The sequence below is a fragment of the Nibribacter koreensis genome (assembly GCF_039541795.1).
Taxonomy (GTDB): domain Bacteria; phylum Bacteroidota; class Bacteroidia; order Cytophagales; family Hymenobacteraceae; genus Nibribacter; species Nibribacter koreensis.
This window is the reverse complement of record NZ_BAABGX010000002.1, coordinates 1,875,057-1,896,243: the sequence shown is the minus strand read 5'-3', so window position 1 is coordinate 1,896,243 and position 21,187 is coordinate 1,875,057. Positions and strand designations below refer to the sequence as shown.

General features: G+C 48.0%; 21 protein-coding genes and 1 tRNA gene. 11 read left to right on the top strand and 11 right to left on the bottom strand.

Annotated features, from left to right (window positions below; translation table 11 throughout):
• Nucleotides 1–48 precede the first annotated feature (48 nt).
• The 7 genes from ABD880_RS15480 to ABD880_RS15450 all read right to left on the bottom strand — a co-directional run bounded on the left by ABD880_RS15480 (nt 49) and on the right by ABD880_RS15450 (nt 4,601).
• Nucleotides 49–345 (bottom strand): hypothetical protein, encoded by a 297-nt coding sequence (locus tag ABD880_RS15480; RefSeq protein ID WP_345168022.1) that lies wholly within the window; start codon nt 343–345, stop codon nt 49–51.
• 64 nt (nt 346–409) lie between these two features.
• The gene (locus ABD880_RS15475; RefSeq protein WP_345168019.1) at nt 410–724 is read right to left on the bottom strand and encodes a hypothetical protein; all 315 of its coding nucleotides are present in this window, start codon (nt 722–724) and stop codon (nt 410–412) included.
• 216 nt (nt 725–940) lie between these two features.
• Nucleotides 941–1,849, bottom strand: a complete 909-nt coding sequence (locus ABD880_RS15470) for a PfkB family carbohydrate kinase (RefSeq protein WP_345168017.1) — start codon at nt 1,847–1,849, stop codon at nt 941–943.
• 240 nt (nt 1,850–2,089) lie between these two features.
• Nucleotides 2,090–2,163 (bottom strand) — tRNA-His (locus ABD880_RS15465).
• A 147-nt stretch (nt 2,164–2,310) separates the two neighbouring features.
• A complete protein-coding gene (locus ABD880_RS15460) occupies nt 2,311–2,760 on the bottom strand; it encodes a hypothetical protein (protein ID WP_345168015.1) in 450 nt (149 codons plus the stop codon).
• 33 nt (nt 2,761–2,793) lie between these two features.
• Complete coding sequence (locus ABD880_RS15455; RefSeq protein ID WP_345168012.1) at nt 2,794–4,134, bottom strand: dihydroorotase; 1,341 nt, start codon at nt 4,132–4,134, stop codon at nt 2,794–2,796.
• Nucleotides 4,135–4,160: 26 nt separating this feature from the next.
• Nucleotides 4,161–4,601, bottom strand: coding sequence for a nucleotidyltransferase (locus ABD880_RS15450; protein ID WP_345168010.1), 441 nt, complete (start codon nt 4,599–4,601; stop codon nt 4,161–4,163).
• Between the two features lie 364 nt (nt 4,602–4,965).
• On the opposite strand from ABD880_RS15450, the gene ABD880_RS15445 reads away from it, so the two are divergent.
• Nucleotides 4,966–6,462: a DEAD/DEAH box helicase gene (locus ABD880_RS15445; RefSeq protein WP_345168007.1), complete on the top strand. Its 1,497-nt coding sequence runs from the start codon at nt 4,966–4,968 to the stop codon at nt 6,460–6,462.
• A 143-nt stretch (nt 6,463–6,605) separates the two neighbouring features.
• Here the strand turns inward: ABD880_RS15445 and ABD880_RS15440 are convergent, their stop codons facing one another.
• The 4 genes from ABD880_RS15440 to ABD880_RS15425 form a co-directional block, all read right to left on the bottom strand.
• On the bottom strand, nt 6,606–7,085 hold the full coding sequence (locus ABD880_RS15440) for an SMI1/KNR4 family protein (protein ID WP_345168004.1): 480 nt from the start codon (nt 7,083–7,085) through the stop codon (nt 6,606–6,608).
• A gap of 26 nt (nt 7,086–7,111) precedes the next feature.
• A complete protein-coding gene (locus ABD880_RS15435) occupies nt 7,112–7,573 on the bottom strand; it encodes a hypothetical protein (RefSeq protein WP_345168002.1) in 462 nt (153 codons plus the stop codon).
• A gap of 161 nt (nt 7,574–7,734) precedes the next feature.
• Complete coding sequence (upp, locus tag ABD880_RS15430; RefSeq protein ID WP_345167999.1) at nt 7,735–8,388, bottom strand: uracil phosphoribosyltransferase; 654 nt, start codon at nt 8,386–8,388, stop codon at nt 7,735–7,737.
• Nucleotides 8,343–9,305, bottom strand: a complete 963-nt coding sequence (locus tag ABD880_RS15425; RefSeq protein WP_345167996.1) for a GNAT family N-acetyltransferase — start codon at nt 9,303–9,305, stop codon at nt 8,343–8,345. The genes upp and ABD880_RS15425 overlap by 46 nt, the downstream gene beginning before the upstream one ends.
• Nucleotides 9,306–9,458: 153 nt before the next feature.
• On the opposite strand from ABD880_RS15425, the gene ABD880_RS15420 reads away from it, so the two are divergent.
• From ABD880_RS15420 to ABD880_RS15375, 10 genes are all read left to right on the top strand, one after another.
• On the top strand, nt 9,459–11,150 hold the full coding sequence (locus ABD880_RS15420) for a hypothetical protein (RefSeq protein WP_345167994.1): 1,692 nt from the start codon (nt 9,459–9,461) through the stop codon (nt 11,148–11,150).
• 578 nt (nt 11,151–11,728) lie between these two features.
• Nucleotides 11,729–13,561, top strand: coding sequence for an ABC transporter ATP-binding protein (locus tag ABD880_RS15415; RefSeq protein WP_345167991.1), 1,833 nt, complete (start codon nt 11,729–11,731; stop codon nt 13,559–13,561).
• A 22-nt stretch (nt 13,562–13,583) separates the two neighbouring features.
• On the top strand, nt 13,584–13,988 hold the full coding sequence (locus tag ABD880_RS15410; RefSeq protein WP_345167989.1) for a hypothetical protein: 405 nt from the start codon (nt 13,584–13,586) through the stop codon (nt 13,986–13,988).
• Nucleotides 13,989–14,128: 140 nt separating this feature from the next.
• A complete protein-coding gene (locus ABD880_RS15405; RefSeq protein WP_345167986.1) occupies nt 14,129–14,608 on the top strand; it encodes a hypothetical protein in 480 nt (159 codons plus the stop codon).
• Nucleotides 14,609–15,190, top strand: coding sequence for a D-sedoheptulose 7-phosphate isomerase (gene lpcA / locus ABD880_RS15400; protein WP_345167984.1), 582 nt, complete (start codon nt 14,609–14,611; stop codon nt 15,188–15,190).
• Nucleotides 15,191–16,083: 893 nt separating this feature from the next.
• Nucleotides 16,084–17,622, top strand: coding sequence for a YifB family Mg chelatase-like AAA ATPase (locus ABD880_RS15395; protein WP_345167982.1), 1,539 nt, complete (start codon nt 16,084–16,086; stop codon nt 17,620–17,622).
• Nucleotides 17,623–17,882: 260 nt separating this feature from the next.
• On the top strand, nt 17,883–18,533 hold the full coding sequence (locus ABD880_RS15390) for a porin family protein (protein ID WP_345167980.1): 651 nt from the start codon (nt 17,883–17,885) through the stop codon (nt 18,531–18,533).
• Nucleotides 18,534–18,679: 146 nt separating this feature from the next.
• The gene (locus tag ABD880_RS15385) at nt 18,680–19,243 is read left to right on the top strand and encodes a porin family protein (RefSeq protein ID WP_345167978.1); all 564 of its coding nucleotides are present in this window, start codon (nt 18,680–18,682) and stop codon (nt 19,241–19,243) included.
• A gap of 294 nt (nt 19,244–19,537) precedes the next feature.
• Complete coding sequence (locus ABD880_RS15380) at nt 19,538–20,188, top strand: porin family protein (protein ID WP_345167976.1); 651 nt, start codon at nt 19,538–19,540, stop codon at nt 20,186–20,188.
• 155 nt (nt 20,189–20,343) lie between these two features.
• Entirely contained in the window at nt 20,344–20,994 is a 651-nt protein-coding gene (locus ABD880_RS15375) for a porin family protein (protein WP_345167973.1), read from the top strand.
• Nucleotides 20,995–21,187 lie beyond the last annotated feature (193 nt).

The following is a 21,187-nucleotide window of genomic DNA, read 5'->3' as shown; positions in this document are numbered from 1 at the left end:
GGCCACCCATAACAGGTGGCCTTTTCTATTGCTTAACAAGTGTACGGCTTATTTGCCTCTGTCTTGTTGGTTGTCACTTGGGTTGCTACGCGGACGGTTACCGTCATTGCCATATCCCTTAGGAATGTCTTCGCGGCTGGGGTTGCCTCCTTTGGCCAGGTTGCGGTTAGGATTCTGCACTTTGGTGTCATCTTCCTGCAAGCCTTTGTCTACCGGATCGTTTTGCGTTTTGCCGGTTGGGTCAAATTTCTTGCTGTCATGTTGGTTGGACTGATCTTCCTTCCCTTTGGCAATGGCGTCATGTTCGCCGTGCATATTGCTATCGTTCTTTTTATTGCTGCTCATAAAACCTCCTTTTAGTTAAATGTACCCTACTATACGCAGGGTTAGCAGAAAAGTATGCCTCGCCTTAGTTGAAAGCTACAAATAACATCACCAGCATGGTGGGCAGAGAAAGATAGAACCAGAACATGACATGGCGCCTGAAAGGACGCGGCACCATAGAACTGGCCACCAGCAAGACAGTAATCAAGATCCCCATATAGGCCAGAATAAAGTACATCACCTTGTTCCAGTTGCGTACCACGGCCCCGCCGGCCGCCTCCACTTCTGGATCTGTAGGAATCAGCCAGGTCACCAGCCCGTAATATACCAGCACCTCTAGCGCCAGGAAGATAATGGCCCCCATCACAATGGCAAAAGCCTCATCATTCTTCTTACTCATGACCTTTGGTTTTCATGTTTGTAGACGCTTTGCCCTCCGGCGAAATCCTTAAAAACAAAGATGGACTTTTATCTTGAATCTAAGCTAAACCAACGCTTCTGGTTTTCACATAAAGAGGGAGGCCACCGAAAAATCATCAGTGGCCTCTCTCTTTATCCTTCATCTCATTTTCAGGCTATTTTCTGGAAAACAGACCAAAAACGGTGCTTACTCTTCTTAGAAGTTCACCAACTTGGCAAACTGCGCCACGCGCTCTGCTAGCTCTTTTTCCTTCAAATCTACCAGGCGCTCAGTGCCAAACTGCTCCACGCAGAAAGACGCCATAGCCGAACCATGAATTACGGCGCGCTTCATGTTGTCAAAGCTGATGTCATCTGTGCTAGCCAGATAGCCAATGAAACCACCGGCAAACGTGTCACCAGCGCCGGTTGGGTCAAACACTTCTTCTAACGGCAAGGCTGGCGCGTAGAAAATCTCATCCTGGTGGAACAGCAAGGCCCCGTGCTCGCCTTTCTTGATGATCAAATACTTTGGTCCCATGGCCATGATCTTCTTGGCCGCTTTCACCAGAGAATATTCTTTACTCAACTGGCGGGCTTCTTCATCATTGATGCTCAACACATCCACCATACCAATGGTCTGGATCAAGTCATCATAGGCAATGTCCATCCAGAAGTTCATGGTGTCCATCACCACCAGCTTAGGGCGGTTGGTCAGGCGCTCAATCACCTGGCGCTGTACCTGCGGAGCCAGATTGCCCAGCATCAAGTACTTACAGTCTTGGTAGCTCTCCGGGATGATCGGGTCAAAATCGCCTAGCACGTTCAGCTCAGTGGCCAGTGTCTCGCGGCTGTTCATATCATTGAAGTAACGGCCCGACCAGAAGAACGACTTCTCATTCTCTTTGATCTGCAGACCGTCTGTGTTGATGCCTTTGCCCTGCATCATGGCAATGTCTGACTTTAAGAAGTCACCACCCACCACAGACACCAGGTTCACTGGTTTCACAAAGTTAGCCGCCGACAGAGAAATGAACGTTCCGGCACCGCCAATGATTTTGTCACGCTTTCCGAAGGGGGTTTCCAGGGCATCAAACGCCACGGATCCAATCACCAATAGACTCATATTTTTTTATTTATGTGAAACCTGTATCAAGTAGCAGGTATCACGTAGCACGAATTACTCAACAACCTCTCCTTTCTGTCATCCTGAAAGGATCTTGTGGGACAGTTAGAAAAGCGCAAACTTACCTTTAATACAGTTTGTCGTCAAGGTGCTTTCAACTGTCCAAGCTTCGTTTTTAGGCTAATTTCTGGAAAACAGGCCAAAAACAAAAAAAGCCCCTGATTTCTCAGGGGCTTTTTGGGTGATCGATGGGGTTCGAACCCACGACTTCCAGAATCACAATCTGGTGCTCTAACCAGCTGAACTACGACCACCGTGTAATTGGAGAGCAAAAGTAGCGCCTTTGGCTATTCAACGCAAGTATTTTACTTAAATTTTTCCTAAAAGTTGTGATAAGCGCCTTTACAAGCTCCTTCAAAAGTCTCTGACTCAAGCGGATATTACTCAATTACAGCCTGATGCTATTTTCCTTTAATAGCGTATTCATTTGCATGAGAAAATACAGTATCACCGTTCGGTCTAGGAATTATTATAGAAAAATATAACGTCTCAATCTTAATTTGCTCTTTTTTTAATTTATCATCCTTAACGGTGAATTTTAAATATGCGGTATCATCTATAACCTTGGCAGAGATGCCGTTTTCACGTACATCACTCCAAGTTGTGAAATCCTTTAATTTATATTTGATAATAGGCTCTGTGACTTTCCCATCATATACTTTGTCACGGTTCGCCAAGAATACCTTGATTCTATAGGTGCCTCCATTTTCCACCATGCGGGATTCTGAGAAAGAAGTCAAATGTCCTCCGTCATTATTAATCCCTTCCTTATGGGGAAAGTAGAACTCACTCAGTTCATCATTCTGTTTGGAGGCACTTGTGCAAGAAGTAACAAATCCTATGAGTGCCATACTAAGTAAATTCCTCATATTTATTAATTCAGCCTACCTACTAAACAACACCCGCTCCCCTTTTTTACTCTCATCAAAAGCCCCATCCTTGTAAGCCAGGTGCCCAGAGACAATGGTATGCGTCACCACGCCTGGCAGGGTCTGGCCTTCTAAAGGAGACCAACCGCATTTGTACAGGACATTGTCTTTGGCTACCGTAAAGTTCTGCTCTAAGTCTACCAAGATCAAGTCGGCCCAGTAGCCTTCGCGCACGAAACCGCGTTTCTCTACCTGGAAGCAGATGGCCGGGGCATGGCACATTTTCTCCACTATGCGCTCCAGAGAAATCTTGCCCTGTTGGTAAAAGGCCAGCATCACTTGCAAGGAATGCTGTACCAACGGCAATCCCGAGGGCGCTCCTTTATAGGTACCGGCCTGCTTCTCTTCCCAGGTGTGCGGGGCATGGTCGGTGGCAATGATGTCTAGTCTGTTGTCTAGCAAGCCTTGGAACAGCGCCTGTTTGTGACGGGCTTCTTTGATGGCGGGATTACATTTAATCTGCGAACCCAGCGTGTCATATTGGCTAGCGTCAAACCAGAGATGATGCACGCAGACCTCGGCGGTGATGCGCTTCTGCTCCAGAGGCACGTCATTCGCGAACAAGGCCAGCTCCTCTTCTGTACTGATGTGCAGGATGTGCAGACGCGTGTTGTGCTTTTTGGCCAGCTCCACCGCCATGCTGGAGGATTTGTAACAGGCCTCCACGCTTCTAATTAAAGGGTGCGCACTCATGGGAATGTTTTCTTCGCCGTACTGCTCTACAAAGCGCTGGGTGTTGGCTCTGATGGTGGCCTCATCCTCGCAGTGGGTGGCAATGAGCATGGGGCTCTGCTTGAAAATCTCTTCTAGCGTGTGCACATTGTCTACCAGCATGTTGCCGGTGCTAGAGCCCATGAACAGCTTAATTCCGCAGACAGAGCGCGTATCGGTTTTCAGGATTTCCTCCAGGTTGTCATTGGTGCCGCCCATAAAGAAGGAGTAGTTGGCCAAGGACTTCTGCGCCGCGGTGTCATACTTGTCCTGCAACAGCTGTTGCGTGGTGGCATTGGGCACGGTATTCGGCATCTCCATGAACGTAGTCACGCCGCCCGCCACCGCCGCTCTAGGCTCTGAGTACAAATCACCCTTGTGCGTAAGGCCCGGATCCCGGAAATGCACCTGGTCATCAATACTACCGGGCATGAGGTATTGTCCACGGGCGTCAATGACCGTATCTGCCACCTCATTCAGGTTTTGGCCAATGCGCGAGATAAGACCGTTTTTGACGAAGACATCTGTTTCCTGGATTTGGCCTTCATTGACCAGGCGGGCGTTTTTGATGAGGATGCTGTTCATGTTGCTAAGATAGCAGACGCCCTCTTTTATTCAGATAGATTTTCCAAATCATTCAAGTCTCTGGTCCTGCCGGAGCTTTTCTTGTTTTTCAATAAATCTGGCAGGCTAATAAAATTAACTGACAGTCCTTCAATGTCCAGAACTACTTTCTGAGGATAGCATTCTGCAAACGTAACGCCATCAATATAAGTGAGAATGTCTATTCTAACAGGAGGATACCCCAGTTGCACCACGGCTTCAGGCTCTAAAAAATCTTGCTTCTGTAGACCTAACGCCCCGAAGCCAAATTCCTCCAGCACTTGCATCACTTTGGTAGCCGTGTCTTCTTCTGAGTTAATCCAGACATCCAAGTCACCAGTATATCTTGGGTAACCGTGCACTGTAACTGCATAACCGCCTACAATCAGATACTCAACCTTATGCTGATTTAATAACGCGACAAACTCGCTGAAGTCTTGGCTGAGCATCTTTTCTGAATTGAATGTACTGTTGCCTCAGTTGCTCTAAGGCCGCAAGCCGTTCCAAAGGAGATTTGTCCTTCCAATAATGAAAGTCAGACGCTTGCTCCCGTAGCGTACCTATTTTTACAACCTTCTCCATTTAGAAACTTGATTAGCCATTAAATATACGCAATTCTCACAAAGGAGTAGTCAAAGTCATTTTTAGCCTATTTTCTGGAAATCAGGCCAAAAACGGAGTATAATAAATTATAAGACCTCTAGACGCTACGTGGTATGGTAGAAACTCCATTCGCCATTCTCTCAATCATCCAATCAGTCCATCATTCACTAAGTCAGAGACATCAAAATTCAAATCCGTACCTTTGCATTGATGATAGAAGAAGAGAACAAGAATTCTGCCCCTGAGCAGGACGAGAATATAAACGCCCAGCAGGAGAATGTGCCGTCAGAAGGACTTTCCCTGGAGGGAGAAGAAACCGAGGAAACCCCAGCGCAAGAGGAAGAGGAGGAAGTGCCTAGCTTCGAGGATTTCAAGCTGAACAAGCAATTACTGAACGCCGTGGCCGAGCAGGGTTTTAACAAGCCTACGCCGGTGCAGGTACAGACCATCCCCTTGGCCTTGGCAGGTCATGACGTGATGGGCATTGCGCAAACCGGTACCGGTAAAACCGCCGCCTACACGTTGCCATTGCTCATGAAAGTGAAATACGCGCAGGGCAAACACCCACGTGCGTTGATTCTAGCGCCTACCCGCGAGCTGGTCATCCAGATAGAAGAGCACATCAAAAACCTGAGCGTGTACACAGACATCAGGACGGTGGGCATTTACGGCGGCGTAGGACCAAAGCAACAGATAGAGCGCATTCAGGCTGGGGTAGATTTATTGGTCGCCACCCCAGGCCGACTCATGGACATCTACCGCAAAGGCGAGTTGGTGCTCAAAGAACTCAAGACGCTGGTACTGGACGAGGCCGACAAGATGATGGACATGGGCTTTATGCCGCAGATACGCCAGATTCTGGAAATTATTCCGCGCAAGCGCCAGAACCTGCTGTTCTCGGCTACCATGCATGAGCGCGTGCACATTCTCTCTGAGGAGTTCCTTGAATTCCCGATGATAGTGGCTGTGACCCCGCAGGCCACGCCGGTAGAAACAGTGACGCAGGTCTTGTACCAGGTTCCCAACCTACGCACCAAGATTGCTTTGCTGGAGCATCTGTTCCAAGACCGCGAAACGTTTAACCGCGTCATGATTTTCACGCGTAGTAAAGCCAACGCAGACAACATCACCTCCTTCCTGGACCGCAAAGGCGATGGCGGCGTACGCGTAGTGCACGGCAACAAAGGCCAGAACACGCGCATTAATGCTGTTGAAACCTTCAGAGCTGGCGAGGTCCGTTACCTGGTTGCCACAGACGTGGCCGCCCGCGGTATTGACATCAATGACGTGAGCCACGTGATTAATTTTGACGTGCCTATTATCTATGAAGACTACGTGCACCGCATCGGGCGTACGGGTAGAGCCGAGCAGAAAGGCGCGTCTATCACGTTTGCCAATGAGGCCGAGATGCACCACATCCAGCGCATTGAGAAGCTGATTAAGATGCAGATTCCTATGGCGTCTATGCCCGAGGAAGTACACATCTATGAAACGCCGTTTGAGGAGAAACAGGAAATTGACCGCGAGCTAGACCATCACAAACGCCAAGCCGACCCAGACTTTAAAGGCGCGTTCCATGAGAAAAAAGCCTTCACCCACGGCGAGAACATTGGCAAAGGCGCCAAAGTGAGAGACCAAAAGAAAGCCGGCTGGAAGAAAACCAAGTCAGGTGGGGCCAGCAAGCGCAAAAGCAGTAAGAGACGATAGTTAATTGTTGATTGTTGAAGCAATCGTTTTTGGCCTCTTTTGGTGAAAACAGCCTAAAAACGAAAAAGCCGCCTAGATTTCTCTAGGCGGCTTTTTCGTTTTTATAAACCATTATCTTGCAAACAGTATTTACTTATTTATTCTTATTCAAATACGTCTTCAGAAACCAGACCATTCATAAAATCTTCAAATGAGTGGGCTACATGAATATCTTCCCCACATTCCACATCAATCCACCTTACAGAAGGAATACTGCTTTTTCTATAGTCAAGGGTAATCCACCAATGTCCGTCTCCTGTTAAAAGAACTTGCTTTTCAGGCAAACCCCATTCTTCAGTCATATAATGAGAAGAAAGAATATTTTGAGCCGTTTCTATGGATTCATCTGTCACTATCCCAAAAAGTTCTGATAATGGCACATGATTCTCTGCCCAAGTTGTTTTTTCTATCATCGGAAAGGCAAATCCCTTAGTGTATCCGCCATTCTGTATGTTCAGTAGTTCAATTAGAAGATTGGGCAACTTTACATTCAACATTTTCTCCGCAGTAGAAATCATGTCATGTGTCAAGGGAGGATGGTTATAGTAATTTTCATCCCAGAATTCATCTTTATTGATTGCCATTAGCTATTTAAAATTTGGCCTACCATTTACTTATGCAGAAACTGCAGGAACGGCAGATGGCTTAGCTCAAACATGGTGAGGGTAATCGCGAATCCCCAGAAAACGGCGCTCCAAAGCATGTGAAAAAGGATTCGGCCTTGCGAGACGCCTAGCACGGTAGCTAAGACGGTGCCTACAATTGGGCTGAGTAAGATGGGGGTTAAAAAGGCGATGCCCCACATGCCGGTACGTTTCCAGACGGTGACAATGCGGCGGTTCTTTTTGCTGAACATAGGCTTGTTCTTGAGGCGCTGGCGGGCCACGTAGCGGTTATGCACGGCGTTGCCAATCACAGAGAACAGAAACACGCTGGTCATCATGCCGGCCACGGTCAAAGCAAGAGTAGCTCCAAAAGAGAGGCCCATGGTGACCCCGGCCACCGGTCCGCCCAAGAATTTGACGGAGCTCAACAAGAAGACAGAGATATATTTTACAAATGCCGCAATCATAAATCAACTACCCCCCAGTAGTACTAAAGAAACAACTCATTCAGGTATACGAACACCACATGAGAAGATTAAGTGCATTGCTAGTTCAAAGCGTTCAAATATAAATTAAACCCTTCTAAACTAGCAAATTACCCACTAAAATATTTCTGTATTGGATTATTCTACTTTTTAGCACCAAAAGCCAAATCGCCGGCATCGCCTAGGCCCGGCACTATGTAAGAATGTTCGTCCAGTTTCTCATCCAAGGCACCTACCCAGATTTCTACGTTGGGTAGCTCTTGGTGCAGGAACTCTACGCCTTCGGGGCTGGCAATGGCGGCGGCAATGATAAAGCGCTTAGGCGTACCGAAACGCAACAAAGCGTTGTAAGTTTGCACCAGAGATTTGCCGGTGGCCAGCATCGGGTCAACTAGAACTAAGACTTGGTCCTGCAAGTCTGGCGCGGCCAGATAATCTACGTGCACGGTTAACTCTCTACCACCCTCTACCCGGTATGCGGCCACAAACGCACAGTTAGAACGGTCAAAATAGTTGAGAAAACCCTGATGGAACGGCAAGCCTGCGCGCAAGACAGTGGCCAGCACCGGAAACTCCTGCAACAAGGTTTGCTGTGTCTGCGCCAAAGGCGTTTGAATGGTCTGCGGCGCAAATTGCAACGTTTCAGAAATGCGGTAAGCCATCACCTCGGCTAGGCGCTCCAGATTCTTTCTAAACCGCATGGTGTCCGTCTGAATGGTCACGTCCCGCAACTCAGAGATGAAATGGTTGGCTATGGAAGGCGTTTGGCTAAGGATGTGAAGACGGTTCTGGTCCATGACGGGCTTGTGTTTGAACGTTGGAAGCTTAAAGATAGGTAAGAGACTGGCTCTGCACCAAAACCCGCGTAGAAATTAGCCACCCCTGGCACTTCACTTCCCTCAAAATCAAAAATGATGTGTTGGTTGGATGCCTGCTCAATTAAGTAGTTTAATAAAAAGCCCATCGCTCCCAGCTTTCTCCCCTGCGCAGAACTAGCCCCAAACAAAAACGTGATTCTGTGAGCGTCCCTTAAGATAATAGCCCCTGTCACCAATTCACCCGACTTTCGTATTTCCCAGACTTCGCCTACTCCATGCTTTTGAGTTTCTGCCGTAAGTTTCTGCAGGATGGCGTAATGCCGAGATTGCAGACTGGGCAATTCCTTGCCCTTGGTCTGGGTGAATAAGCGAATGACGGCCTCTGGTGACGACACTAATACAGGTACTAATCCAGCTTGCGCCGCTTTCTTCAGGCTTCTCTTCAGGTTTTGAGAATAACCCTTGTAAAGAACTTCATAAGGAGCGGCCAAAGGCAATTCATAGTTAGGCCTAGGCCGCATCTGCCAACTGGCTTGATTTGGTAGTGAAAAGCTTTCTGAGGCTGGCAGTTGGTACTGCAGTTGTTGGAAGTGTTGCGCCAACGCCTCCAGATATTCCACAACTGTTGTATGGCTACTTTCTTCAGTAGTAAATAATCCTAGTTGCTGCGTGAACAGTGGTTGGTACACCTGCTTCTGCCCTATCCATTTTTTAATGGCCACCGGCAAGACAGACACATACTTACCATCTTTGATTTCTACCAGCGCCTGCCAGGAATTTTTGGTCACCATGTTCAGGTACCAAGCGTGCGCGTACACCAAGGGCTGCGGACAGGAAGCTAGGCAGGCCTCCCATTGGGCAACGTCAATTTCTTGGTGTGACAGCAGTTGAATCATGCAGGAGCAAGATACGGTTTTTGGCCTGTTTTCCGGAAAAGAGGCCAAAAACGACTATCCCTGCTATTGCCTCTTACAAGTACACAACCTATGGGACGGTTTAAGAGTACACGCACAAAATTTAGTACCTTCGCCTGTCCATATATTCAATAAATGAGATATTTATACTTCCTCCTACTTTTCGCGGTAACAGCCACAGTATCCAGCCCCGCTTGGGCGCAGGACGCCGAGGTGCCTTTGAACCCTGACGTTTACCGCCTCATTGATCGGTACCACATCAAGTACAACACCGAGGGCCTGCACACGTCTTTTAAACCGTACGGCCGCATGCGCGTGGCTAAGCTCGCCGAAACCGCCGACCAGGACATGAACCAGCAGTCGCCGGCAGATGAGTACAACGTCAACTACCTGCTCAACGACAACTGGAACTACACGCGCTACGACCGTGACAACGCCAGCCGCAGGAGCATTCTCAACCACTTCTTCGAGAACAAAACCGATTTCTACCACTACGAGAGCCCTGAGTTCACACTGAGAGTAAACCCAGTAATTGGCTTACAGGCCGGTACCGACAATGAGACGGATGGCCTGCGCTACGTGAACACCCGCGGTATTCAGGTAGAAGGTGCGCTAGATGAAAAATTGGGCTTTTACACCTTCCTGACGGATAATCAGGTCAAGTTTCCGGGCTACGTGAACAACCGCATTGTGCGCGACACCATTGTGCCGCATGAAGGCTACTGGAAGGATTTTAAAGGCGATGGCTATGACTTCTTCACCGCCCGTGGCTACATCCGGTACGCCGCTACCAAGCACATCACCGCCATGCTGGGCCATGACCGTAACTTCATCGGGAACGGGCATCGCTCCTTAATACTGTCTGACTACTCGGCACCTTATTTCTTTCTTAAGTTGCAGACCCAGGTCTGGAAACTACAGTACACCAACCTCTACGCAGAACTCAACGCCGATCATGAGCGCTCTGATCAACTGTACCCTAAAAAGTACATGACCCTGCACCATTTAAGCGTAAACCTGCTGCCCAACCTAAACATTGGCGTGTTTGAGTCTACCATCTTCGGGCGGGACAAAGGCCGGTTTGAGCTGCAGTACCTAAACCCGCTCATCTTCTACCGCGCCGTAGAACAAGGCCTAGGTTCATCAGACAACGCCTTGCTGGGCATGGACGCCAAATGGAACATCCTCAACCGCGTGCAACTATACGGCCAATTGGTCTTGGATGAGTTCCTGCTAAGCGAAATCAAAGCGGGTAACGGCTGGTGGGCCAACAAATATGCCTTGCAAGGCGGCGCCAAGTACATTGACGCCTTCGGGATTTCTAATTTGGATCTGCAGGGCGAGCTGAACTACGTGCGCCCATTTACTTATCAGCACGAGGCGGCTTACACTAACTACCAACATTACCAACAACCATTGGCCCACCCAATGGGCGCCAACCTGGCAGAGGCTATTGGCATTATCCGGTACCAGCCCATTCCAAGATTGACCATGGTGGCCAAAGCCATTGCCACGCAATACGGTCAAGACCCGCCTACTACCAGAGATGAATTTGGCAACAGAGTAGAGCCCAACTACGGCGGCAACGTGTTAAAACCCTACAACACGCGTCCCGGAGACTACGGCTTTGAAGTGGGCAGCGGCATAAAAACCAACCAGTTTTACGGCGAGTTTAACCTGTCCTACCAGATTCTCTACAACATGTTTGTGGACGTGACGCAGGTAGTGAGACGCGCCAATGCAGAAGATTCTGCCTATGATCAGAAAACTTCTTTCTCCTCAATATCGTTTAGATGGAATATTCCACAACGCACACATGAGTTTTAAATAATTAGCTTTCAATTTTCACGCCGAGGCCTTCTGTACCTAGTATGGAAGGCCTTTTCGTTTTTAGCCTGTTTTGGAGGAAACAGGCCAAAAATGAAAAATCATTTACAATATTCACGCGTTTTGTCCCGCTTTGAAAGGGGTAGGGGGATGACTCTCGAGTGTTGAGTTCTGAGTCTGGAGTTATAAGCGTTGGGTCTACCTCCCTTTTTTTTGTCATCCTAAAAGGATCTTGGTTGCAAACTAGACAGGCATTAGCAATGAAACGGGGCACTTCTTTTTATAGCTTAGCTCACGTAATCCCTTTTAGTAAACGCTACTACAGCTTGCCCACAAGATCCTTTCAGGATGACAAAGAGGAGAAGAGAAGTAGATAGGAGACAATAGAGAAGGGAATATCATCAGCCTGAGTAAATCATCCCCCTACCCCCTTCAAAGGGGGACGAAACCCTGTTCTAATAAGTATAACTTCAAGAAAGTACCTCAATCGTTTTCAGCCTGTTTTGGTCAAAATACACCAAAAACGGTAGGTTTTGGGTATGCGCTATCTTTCAAGGCTATAGCGTACCTTTGCGGCAATGAAAACGTATTTCCGCATCCTCAATTTTGCGAGGCCCTTTAATCAATATGTTCCCTGGTACGCACTTGCCACTTTGCTGGCCACGGTGTTCGGGATTATGAACTTCAGCTTGTTGATGCCGCTTTTGTCGGTGCTGTTTGACCAGGTGACGCCCGCTGAGGCCGCGCAAATGACCCGCAAGCCTGAGTTTTCCTTCACACTGGGGTTCATCAAACAATTCTTCTACTACAACTTCGGGAGTATCATTCAGGAGCAGGGCAAATTAGGAGCCTTGAAGTTCATCTGCTTGATTTTGATCGGGTCTGTCTTTCTGGCCAACGTGTTCAGGTATCTGGGGCTTAGGATTGAAGGCGTGGTGCGGGCCAAAGTGATTAAGCGCCTGCGCATGGCCGTATATGAGCGACTGACGCAGTTGCAACTGGGTTTCTTCTCTAACCAGCGCAAAGGCCACGTCATGTCCATTTTAACCAATGACGTGCAGGAAGTTGAGAATTCCGTGGTAAGTACCTTGAATGTGTTGTTCAGGGAGCCGTTTCTGCTCATTGGATACTTTGTGGTGCTGTTCTACCTGTCACCTAGCATGACGTTTTTCAGTTTGCTGGTCTTGCCTATTTCGGGGGGCATCATCGCCTTGATTTCTAAGAAACTACGCAAGCAGTCTAGTAGCGGGCAAGACGCCTTGGGCTCCATCTTGAGCATCATCGACGAAACCTTGGGCGGCATGCGGGTCATCAAAGGATTCAATGCCCAGCCGTACGTGATTCATAAATTTGAGCAGAGCAATAATTGGTACGCGCGCGTAGCCACGGCCATCTTTAACAGACGCGGCATGGCCTCGCCGGTATCTGAATTTCTAGGAGTCACAGTAGTGGCAGGCATTTTATATTATGGCGGCTCTTTGGTGTTAGGCGGAAACTCAGACTTAGAGGCCTCTGAATTGATTGGCTACCTCATCATCTTCTCACAGGTATTGTCGCCGGTGAAGGCCATGTCTAATGCGTTCAGCAACATTCAGCGCGGATTGGTGGCCGGGGAGCGCGTGTTGGAATTGATAGATACTGAGCCGCTCATCAGAGACAAGTCAGATTCTAAGACATTACCGGCTTTCACGCAGTCCATAGAATTCAAAAACGTAGGCTTTAAATACGGTGCCGAGCCCATCTTGCAGGACATCAACTTGACCATTGAGAAAGGAAAGACCATTGCCTTGGTAGGTCCGTCGGGCGGCGGAAAATCTACGCTAGCTGACTTGCTACCGCGCTTTTATGACCCCACCGAAGGCACCATCTCTATTGACGGCGTAGACCTGCGCGACTGTAGTCTGCATTCTATCAGAGAGCAGATGGGCATTGTGACACAAGAGTCTATCCTGTTCAATGACACCATCTTCAACAACATCGCCTTTAACAAGACAGACGCCACTGAGGCCGAAGTGATAGCCGCTGCCAAGATTGCCAACGCCCATGAGTTTATCATGCAATCTCCAGACGGTTACCAGACCATTATTGGAGATCGCGGCGGAAAACTTTCGGGTGGTCAGCGCCAGCGCTTGAGCATTGCCCGCGCCATCTTAAAGAACCCGCCCATCTTGATCATGGATGAAGCCACCTCGGCCTTGGACACTGAGTCTGAGAAACTAGTGCAGGAAGCCTTGACCAACCTCATGAAAAACCGCACCTCTCTGGTCATTGCCCACCGTCTAAGCACCATTCAGCACGCAGACGAGATCATTGTCTTGCAAGCTGGCCGTATTGTAGAGCGCGGCAACCACGCGGCATTGGTACAGCAAGGTGGCTTGTATTTCAAACTCACACAGATGCAACATGCTTAATAAGTTGTCAACCAGTATGACTTTGAAAACAGCTCAGTTAAATGCCTTATTACTACTTATACTATTCTCTTGCTCCACTAATAAAAAGGAGAGCCAGACTGAAGAGTTCGCATTTGAAGTTATTCCTGCCAAGGAGGTAGTAGATGGGAAAACCAGATTTTTAGCGGAGATTAAAATCAAGAATTGGGATAATCTAAAAACAAGGAACTACTCGGATGTCAAATTCTATGTGGACAACCGGCAAATTCCCCAATCCAATGACTTCACAGGACACTTGGAGTTTACCGCGCCCAATTGCAACAACAGTTACCCTATAAAAGACGGCATCCAAACGAACTCCATGGATGGAAGCATTAAGTTCATCCTTGCCAATAGTGAAGATTCTGTAGTGTATTTCCCTATTGAGTACAAGGTTAGATGTAAGTAGAATTTTAACAGCCAGCAACCAACAAAGAACCGTTTTTAGCCTACTTTCCAGAAAAGAGGTCAAAAACGGTTCTTTGTTTTTACAGGTTTTGCGTACAGGAGAATATTCAATGATTCTAATGTTTGTAAAGACTATATAGTATGGAACCTGTTAAAAAAGTCCTCAACGTGTTGGTGATGGTGTATCTGCTCATCACATTCCTGTTTCTATTGCGCATTTTAAGCGTGTCTAAGTTTGTGATGCTCTTTGACATGGCAGACAACGCCTCCTTCTATTACAGTTTGCTGTGGGTGGGTGCGCTGTTGCTCTTTACCCTACTCTTGGTAGAAAACGCGTATATTGCCACCTTAAAAAAAGGCTTGGAGCGGGAGCGCCGGCAATTGACAGAAGCCAAGGCCCAGTTGTTTGACCAACGGCTAAAAGCGGCCTCTTCTGAGCCCATCACGCCCAGAAACCCAAGAACCGAGACTGGCACGACCACCGCTTCGGGCAGAGAAATAGAGATAGAACAGAACATGCGCTCCGGTAGCAGCCAGCCCCATCAGCCAACCATTCACCCGAATGATCCGGCAGATGACACGTGGCGTCCGTTGCCTGACCATGAGAGACCCTTACCCTAAATGAGTACACACGCATCAACCATCATAGCTGAACTTCAGGAAGCCCAACAGGTCTTAACCAATTTTCTGGCCCAGCCAGAAACCATCACGTCTATTGAGGCAGCAGCGCAAGTAATGGCCCAAAGTCTGAAGAGTGGCGGCAAAATCCTGTCCTGCGGCAACGGTGGTTCCATGTGTGATGCCATGCACTTCGCCGAGGAGCTGACCGGACGCTACCGCGAGAACCGGCCGCCCATGGCCGCCATTTCCATCTCAGACCCCAGCCATTTGAGCTGCGTGTCCAATGACTACGGCTATGAGTACGTCTTCTCCCGCTACGTAGAGGCCCTGGCAAATTCTAATGACGTGGTCTTGGCCATTAGCACCAGCGGTAACTCGGGCAACGCCCTTAAAGCCGCTCAGGCCGCTAAGCAGAAAGGCGCCAAAGTGGTGAGTCTTACCGGCAAGGACGGCGGGCAATTGGCGGCGGTAAGTGATGTTGAGATAAGAGTCCCCCACTTCGGCTACGCCGATAGAATTCAGGAAATCCACATCAAGGTGATTCATATTTTGATTCTGCTCTTGGAGAAGGAGATGGAGTAAAGTCGTTTTTGGTTTGTTTTCTGGGAAGTAGATGGAAAACGAAGTTTTGATTGCGGGCCATATTCCCTCGTTGTCGGTATTCTCACCAATGACCGTCGTCTGCCTTTCTGACTAGATTTGTGCCCCTTCTATGGCGCGGAAGTGAATTCTCTGCGCCGTGCGCTTCCGTTGGCCTTTCCCTCCTCACCGTTGTTAGTGTTATCACCAACGGCCCAGACTGCCTCGGCGCCTCGTTTCGTGCACTTCCGTTGGCTGACCCTGAGAAAGACTGCTTGATCCGGTGCCCTTATGCTGCCTTGTTTCATATTCTCCGCCAAGCGCTCGCGGCCGCGGGGCCCCGTCTTCCCGCCTCGCGCTGTACCAGCTTGCCTTCTTTGCATAGAAGCTTCCTTGGGTAAATGATGGTTCATGCTGTGGCATGACCGCTGACCGGTTAAGATATGGCAACCTGCTTAGGCGACTCGTCGGAAAGACTGGATTTGGGTGTGGGTAGTAGAAGCTTTTGCTTAACGCAGACTCCCCCCTTGAGGGGGGGCGAAGGGGGGAGTTTACACCAACGGATAAATCAATTGACGATCAGCCATCAGCAACTGCCTCTGCTTAAAAGACTTCGTAGCATCCGGCAGGACCTGTGAGCGTCTGCGCTAGGACTTTAGCCGTATCCAGACTTTTTCTCAACCAAGAGTTTTAGGCATAGAGCTAATTCTAATGGGAGAGCTTTCTACTAACCGGGTTAAAAACCTATCTTCACGGGCAAGGCACTATCCATTTTTGGCTTCTTTTCCAGAAAATACGCCAAAAACAGAATTGCCTGGGTAGCTTCGGAATTTATTGAGCTTTCCGTATGTTGGGCCTCTCAATATAAAATCACTGAAAAATCATCTGTTGCTCTTATGCTAGTCAAAACCTTTGGCAGTGCGGTGCAGGGCGTCCATGCCTTCACCATTACCATTGAAGTAAACGTAACGCCCGGCACCAAGTACTTTCTGGTAGGCCTGCCAGACAATGCCATCAAAGAAAGTGAGCAACGCATAGAATCGGCCCTCAAGCACCACGGGTATCGCATGCCGCGCCAGAAAGTGGTCATCAACATGGCCCCGGCAGACGTGCGCAAAGAAGGATCTGCGTATGACCTTCCCATTGCCTTGGGCATCTTAGCGGCCTCTGACCAGTTAGCCATTGAACGCCTGAGTGAGTATGTCATTATGGGCGAGCTGGCTTTGGGTGGTGAGTTGCGCCCTATCAAAGGCGTCTTGCCTATTGCCATCCAAGCTAGAAAGGAAGGGTTTAAGGGTATCATTCTTCCCATCCAAAATGCACAAGAAGCCGCCATTGTCAATAATTTAGACGTCATTGGCGTCTCTACGCTCAAAGAAGCCATTGATTTCTTGAATGATAATCTGGAGATTAAACCAGTAAAGATTGACACTAGAGACATCTTCCAAGCCACCGTCCATCAATACACGGCAGACTTTGCCGATGTGCAGGGCCAGGAAAACATCAAACGCGCCTTGGAGATTGCCGCCGCTGGTGGCCATAACGTGATTATGATCGGCCCGCCGGGTGCTGGTAAGACCATGTTGGCCAAACGCTTGCCCTCTATCTTACCACCGCTCACCTTGCATGAAGCCTTAGAGACGACTAAGATACATTCGGTAGTAGGCAAATTGGGCAAACAAGCGTCACTATTGGCGCAACGTCCGTTCAGAGCGCCGCACCATACCATCTCAGATGTGGCCCTAGTGGGTGGTGGCGGCAATCCCCAGCCCGGCGAAATTTCTTTGGCCCACAACGGCGTCTTGTTTCTGGATGAGTTGCCTGAGTTCAAACGCACTGTGTTGGAGGTGATGCGCCAACCTTTAGAGGAACGCAGGGTTACCATCTCCCGCGCCAAGGTGAGCATTGATTTCCCGGCGAACTTCATGTTGGTGGCCAGCATGAACCCATGCCCTTGCGGATACTACAATCACCCCGAGAAAGAATGCGTCTGCGGGCCGGGTATTGTGCAGCGGTATTTAAACAAAGTGAGTGGGCCTTTGCTAGACCGCATTGACCTGCACGTAGAAGTGACACCCGTCTCTTTTGACCAGATGACCGAGGTACGCAAAACCGAAAGCAGTGGCGACATTAGAGAGCGCGTAGAGAGGGCCAGACAATGGCAAGCCGTGCGCTTCGCTGATTTTCCTGAGATCCATTCCAACTCCATGATGCCGCCCCAGATGGTGAAAGACCTCTGCCCCATTAATGAGGCCGGCCGTCTGCTCCTGAAAGCGGCCATGGAGAAACTAGGACTATCTGCCCGGGCTTATGACCGCATCCTGAAAGTGAGCCGCACCATTGCCGACCTTTCTGGGTCAGAGAACATCAAGATTGAGCATTTGGCAGAAGCCATTCAATACCGCAGCCTGGACCGCGAAGGCTGGGCAGGATAAACTTCTGTTTTTAAGCTACTTTCAAGAAAACAAGCCAAAAACGGCTGGTTCCTTCTATTGCAGAAGGCGCCAGCCGTTTTTTTGTCCGCTTAAAAATATAGGATTTGTATATAGGGGTAAACCTATGTTTCTTTGTCTTTTAGAAAGTAGTCGCTTGAGCAGTAACATACCTGTCTAAGCTTTTACCTTTTTATCATTGCTTAAAAAGCATTCTAAATTCCATCTTAAACCCTTTTAACAATTAAGCTTACCCAATTATTATGAAAAAATTATTGCTTTTAGTTGTTGCTGTGTGCACAGTATCCATGGCTCAGGCTCAAACTGGTGGCCTTCAATTAGGATTGAAAGCTGGTGTGAACTATGCCACCCTCACCGGAGATGATGTTTCTGGTATTGATCCAAAGTTTGGTTTCCACATTGGCGGTTATGCAGATTACGGCGTCAATGATATGTTCTCCATCCGTCCTGAGGTTCTTTTCTCTGGCAAAGGCTTTAAGATGGAAGAGTCTGAGTCTAACGTGTTTGAGTCTGGAGACAAATACACCATAGAAATGACGCAACAGTTAAACTACATTGATGTTCCGGTATTGGCTCACATCAAGCAAGGTAACTTCTTTTTCCAGGCTGGTCCTCAAATCTCCTTCTTGTTAAGCTCTAAAGGCACTGCCAAAGTAACGTACAAAGCAGCAGATGGCACTTCTGAAAGCGAAGAGGAAAGCGATTCTTCTACTGACGGATTAAGATCTGTTGGCTTTGGATATGCATTAGGCGCTGGCTATGAGTTGTCTAACGGCTTGGCCTTAGGCCTGCGTTACAACGGTGATTTCACGAGCATTGCAGAAGATGATGATGATGGCAAGGTTAAAAACTCTGTTGTTCAGTTTTCTGTAAGCTACCGCTTTTCTAAGTAAGCAAATAGAGGTGATATGACTAGCTATCAACAAGTTATACCACCTCCATTTGCTTAAATTATATTCACTTTCTGCTAATTATCTATATTATTTTAATACCTTTAGCGAAAGCTTTACAAGAGTCTCACACTTTAAAAATTTCTACTATGAAAAAATTAGTATTCATTTTCGCAGCAATGCTGTCTTTCTCATTTGCCGCTCAGGCGCAGGAAGGCATCAAATTGGGCTTGAAGGCCGGCGTTAACTACAGCTCCCTTAGCGGTGATGGAACAGATGAGCTAGACTCTCAGTTTGGTTTCCACGTGGGCGGCTTCCTGGACTATGGCATTTCAGAGATGGTGTCTATCCGTCCAGAGCTTTTGTTCTCTACCAAAGGCTTTGCCGTGAGCGGTGCGGGTGATGATGACTTCAACCAAAGCCTGCGCTACATTGACTTACCTATCATGGTAAGAGTAAACGCTGGTGGCTTGTATTTTGAAGGTGGTCCTACTTTGGGTTACCTGGTATCTGTAAGCGAAGGCGAAACAGACGACTACAAGAAATTTGAGTTTGGCTACGCGGCTGGCTTGGGTTACCAATTGGCAAGCGGCTTGGGCATTGGCCTACGCTACCAAGGTGGCTTGACCAGCATCATTGACAATGATGACGCTGACAAGATCACTAACTCAGTTTTCCAATTGGGTTTGAGCTATACCTTAGGTACCAGATAATATCTGCTTACTATAATACACCAAAAGGCCTGTCTTAGACAGGCCTTTTTTTATGCCCTCCCCCAGAGGCACCTTAAGGGATTCTGAGGCTCAATCACTTACCGCAACCATACATCCAGACAACTTTTAGGCTACTCAGATTATGTTAAGTATTAGATTTTTTCCAGAGGGCTAAATTTAAAAGCACACCGCTTATTTAGACAATTTGCACAACCTTTTACGTTGTAGTCGTATAACACCCACAATTACGGGTAGGCAGACATGTCTATTCACTTTTACAAACCAAACATGATTATGAAAAAGATTGTATTATTTGTAGCCGCCGCACTTTCCTTTTCTTTCGCGAACGCACAGTCTGGACCACGTATTGGCTTAAAAGCCGGGGTAACCTACTCCAACCTTTCAGGAGATTTAGAGAACGAAGACCTGTATAAAAACAAATTTGGCTTTGTAGGGGGCTTAACCGCCAACTTTGACCTTTCTGGCGACGGTTTCCTGTCCTTGCAACCAGAATTATTGTATTCACAAAAAGGCTACCAGTATAGTGATGAGAAATTCACGGTAGGCGGTACAGATTACAAAATCAAAGGCGACGTGAACTACAGCTATCTGGATCTGCCAGTGCTGTTAAGAGTGAACGCTGGTGGCTTGTTCTTTGAAGCCGGTCCTCAATTGTCTTACTTGCTTTCTGTAAAAGACAACAGCGAGTTTAAAGTAAACGATGAGAGCTATGAGTCAACTGAGCGTTATAACAAAGATGACTTCTCTGAGTTAGAGATTGGCTATGCCGCAGGCGTTGGCTACCAGTTAAACAATGGTCTTAGCCTAGGTGTACGGTACAACGGTGGTATAAGCTCATTGGCCAAAGAAGACGAAGACGAGTTGACCAATGCACGTCACTCTGTAGTTATGGCAACTATTGGCTTTACCTTTCCACGCAAATAAGAAGCCCTAAAAGTTTATTTTCACACAGAAAGCCTTGCTATGCAGGGCTTTCTGTGTGTCATACCCCTGCCAATCCTGCATATTCTCTAAAACTGGCATAAGATTTGGAAAAGGCTTTGTCAGAATTACAACTAAACAACCCCAACGTAAAACCCATGAAAAAAGCACTTATTCTTATAGTTGCAGTAGTAGGATCTTTTGCAGCTCAAGCCCAGACCACCATTGGCATTAAAGCAGGCGCCAACTATTCTAACCTGTCTGGCGACCTAAAAGACGAAAGCCGTTTCAACAACAAGCTGGGCTTCCATGGCGGTTTATATGCCAACATTCCGGTAATCAGTGAATTGTTTTCCATTCAGCCGGAGTTCCTGTACTCTAACAAAGGCTTTAAGTATGATGACCAGGTAACCACATCTCTGTTTGGCACAGAAACGCGCCAAGAGGGTTCTGCTAACTTCAATTACCTAGACGTGCCAGTGATGGCCAGAGTAAAAGCCGGAGGATTTTTCTTTGAGGCGGGTCCGCAGTTGTCTTACCTCATCAACGTGAATGACAAGACTAAAACCTATGTAAACGGCCAGCTAGAAGAGCGGTCTACCAGCGAGAAAAGCAAAGAAGGCTACTCAGACTTTGAGGTAGGTTACGCGGCTGGTTTAGGTTTTGCCACTTCGGGTGGGGTGAGCCTAGGCTTACGCTACAATGGCGCCTTCACAGACTTATCTGATGATTCTCCCGCCCGCGGCGATTTCAAAGATGCTCGCCATTCTGTCTTCCAATTGTCTGTAGGTTTTCCGCTGAGCAAATAAGCTTTTAGCAGACACAAGATATAAGACGCAAGACACAGGACTTGTGCATGTATAAAAAATCCCCGCCTTCTTCTGGAGGGCGGGGATTTTTGTTTTTGGCCCGTTTTGGTCAAAACAGGCTAAAAATGGTATTCATCTAGATGCAAGGCTAAAGCAGCCTTCAAGAAAAGTCTTTAATCTTGCGTCTTATGTC

Excerpts from the sequence above, each read along its gene's own strand:
- ABD880_RS15425 (WP_345167996.1), bottom strand. The coding sequence starts at position 9,305 with ATGATTCAACTGCTGTCACACCAAGAAATTGACGTTGCCCAATGGGAG.
- ABD880_RS15440 (WP_345168004.1), bottom strand. The coding sequence starts at position 7,085 with ATGGCAATCAATAAAGATGAATTCTGGGATGAAAATTACTATAACCAT.
- lpcA (WP_345167984.1), top strand. The coding sequence starts at position 14,609 with ATGAGTACACACGCATCAACCATCATAGCTGAACTTCAGGAAGCCCAA.
- ABD880_RS15415 (WP_345167991.1), top strand. The coding sequence starts at position 11,729 with ATGAAAACGTATTTCCGCATCCTCAATTTTGCGAGGCCCTTTAATCAA.
- ABD880_RS15470 (WP_345168017.1), bottom strand. The coding sequence starts at position 1,849 with ATGAGTCTATTGGTGATTGGATCCGTGGCGTTTGATGCCCTGGAAACC.
- ABD880_RS15420 (WP_345167994.1), top strand. The coding sequence starts at position 9,459 with ATGAGATATTTATACTTCCTCCTACTTTTCGCGGTAACAGCCACAGTA.
- upp (WP_345167999.1), bottom strand. The coding sequence starts at position 8,388 with ATGGACCAGAACCGTCTTCACATCCTTAGCCAAACGCCTTCCATAGCC.
- ABD880_RS15445 (WP_345168007.1), top strand. The coding sequence starts at position 4,966 with ATGATAGAAGAAGAGAACAAGAATTCTGCCCCTGAGCAGGACGAGAAT.
- ABD880_RS15375 (WP_345167973.1), top strand. The coding sequence starts at position 20,344 with ATGAAAAAAGCACTTATTCTTATAGTTGCAGTAGTAGGATCTTTTGCA.
- ABD880_RS15395 (WP_345167982.1), top strand. The coding sequence starts at position 16,084 with ATGCTAGTCAAAACCTTTGGCAGTGCGGTGCAGGGCGTCCATGCCTTC.
- ABD880_RS15475 (WP_345168019.1), bottom strand. The coding sequence starts at position 724 with ATGAGTAAGAAGAATGATGAGGCTTTTGCCATTGTGATGGGGGCCATT.
- ABD880_RS15460 (WP_345168015.1), bottom strand. The coding sequence starts at position 2,760 with ATGGCACTCATAGGATTTGTTACTTCTTGCACAAGTGCCTCCAAACAG.
- ABD880_RS15435 (WP_345168002.1), bottom strand. The coding sequence starts at position 7,573 with ATGATTGCGGCATTTGTAAAATATATCTCTGTCTTCTTGTTGAGCTCC.
- ABD880_RS15455 (WP_345168012.1), bottom strand. The coding sequence starts at position 4,134 with ATGAACAGCATCCTCATCAAAAACGCCCGCCTGGTCAATGAAGGCCAA.
- ABD880_RS15390 (WP_345167980.1), top strand. The coding sequence starts at position 17,883 with ATGAAAAAATTATTGCTTTTAGTTGTTGCTGTGTGCACAGTATCCATG.
- ABD880_RS15380 (WP_345167976.1), top strand. The coding sequence starts at position 19,538 with ATGAAAAAGATTGTATTATTTGTAGCCGCCGCACTTTCCTTTTCTTTC.
- ABD880_RS15405 (WP_345167986.1), top strand. The coding sequence starts at position 14,129 with ATGGAACCTGTTAAAAAAGTCCTCAACGTGTTGGTGATGGTGTATCTG.
- ABD880_RS15385 (WP_345167978.1), top strand. The coding sequence starts at position 18,680 with ATGAAAAAATTAGTATTCATTTTCGCAGCAATGCTGTCTTTCTCATTT.
- ABD880_RS15480 (WP_345168022.1), bottom strand. The coding sequence starts at position 345 with ATGAGCAGCAATAAAAAGAACGATAGCAATATGCACGGCGAACATGAC.
- ABD880_RS15450 (WP_345168010.1), bottom strand. The coding sequence starts at position 4,601 with ATGCTCAGCCAAGACTTCAGCGAGTTTGTCGCGTTATTAAATCAGCAT.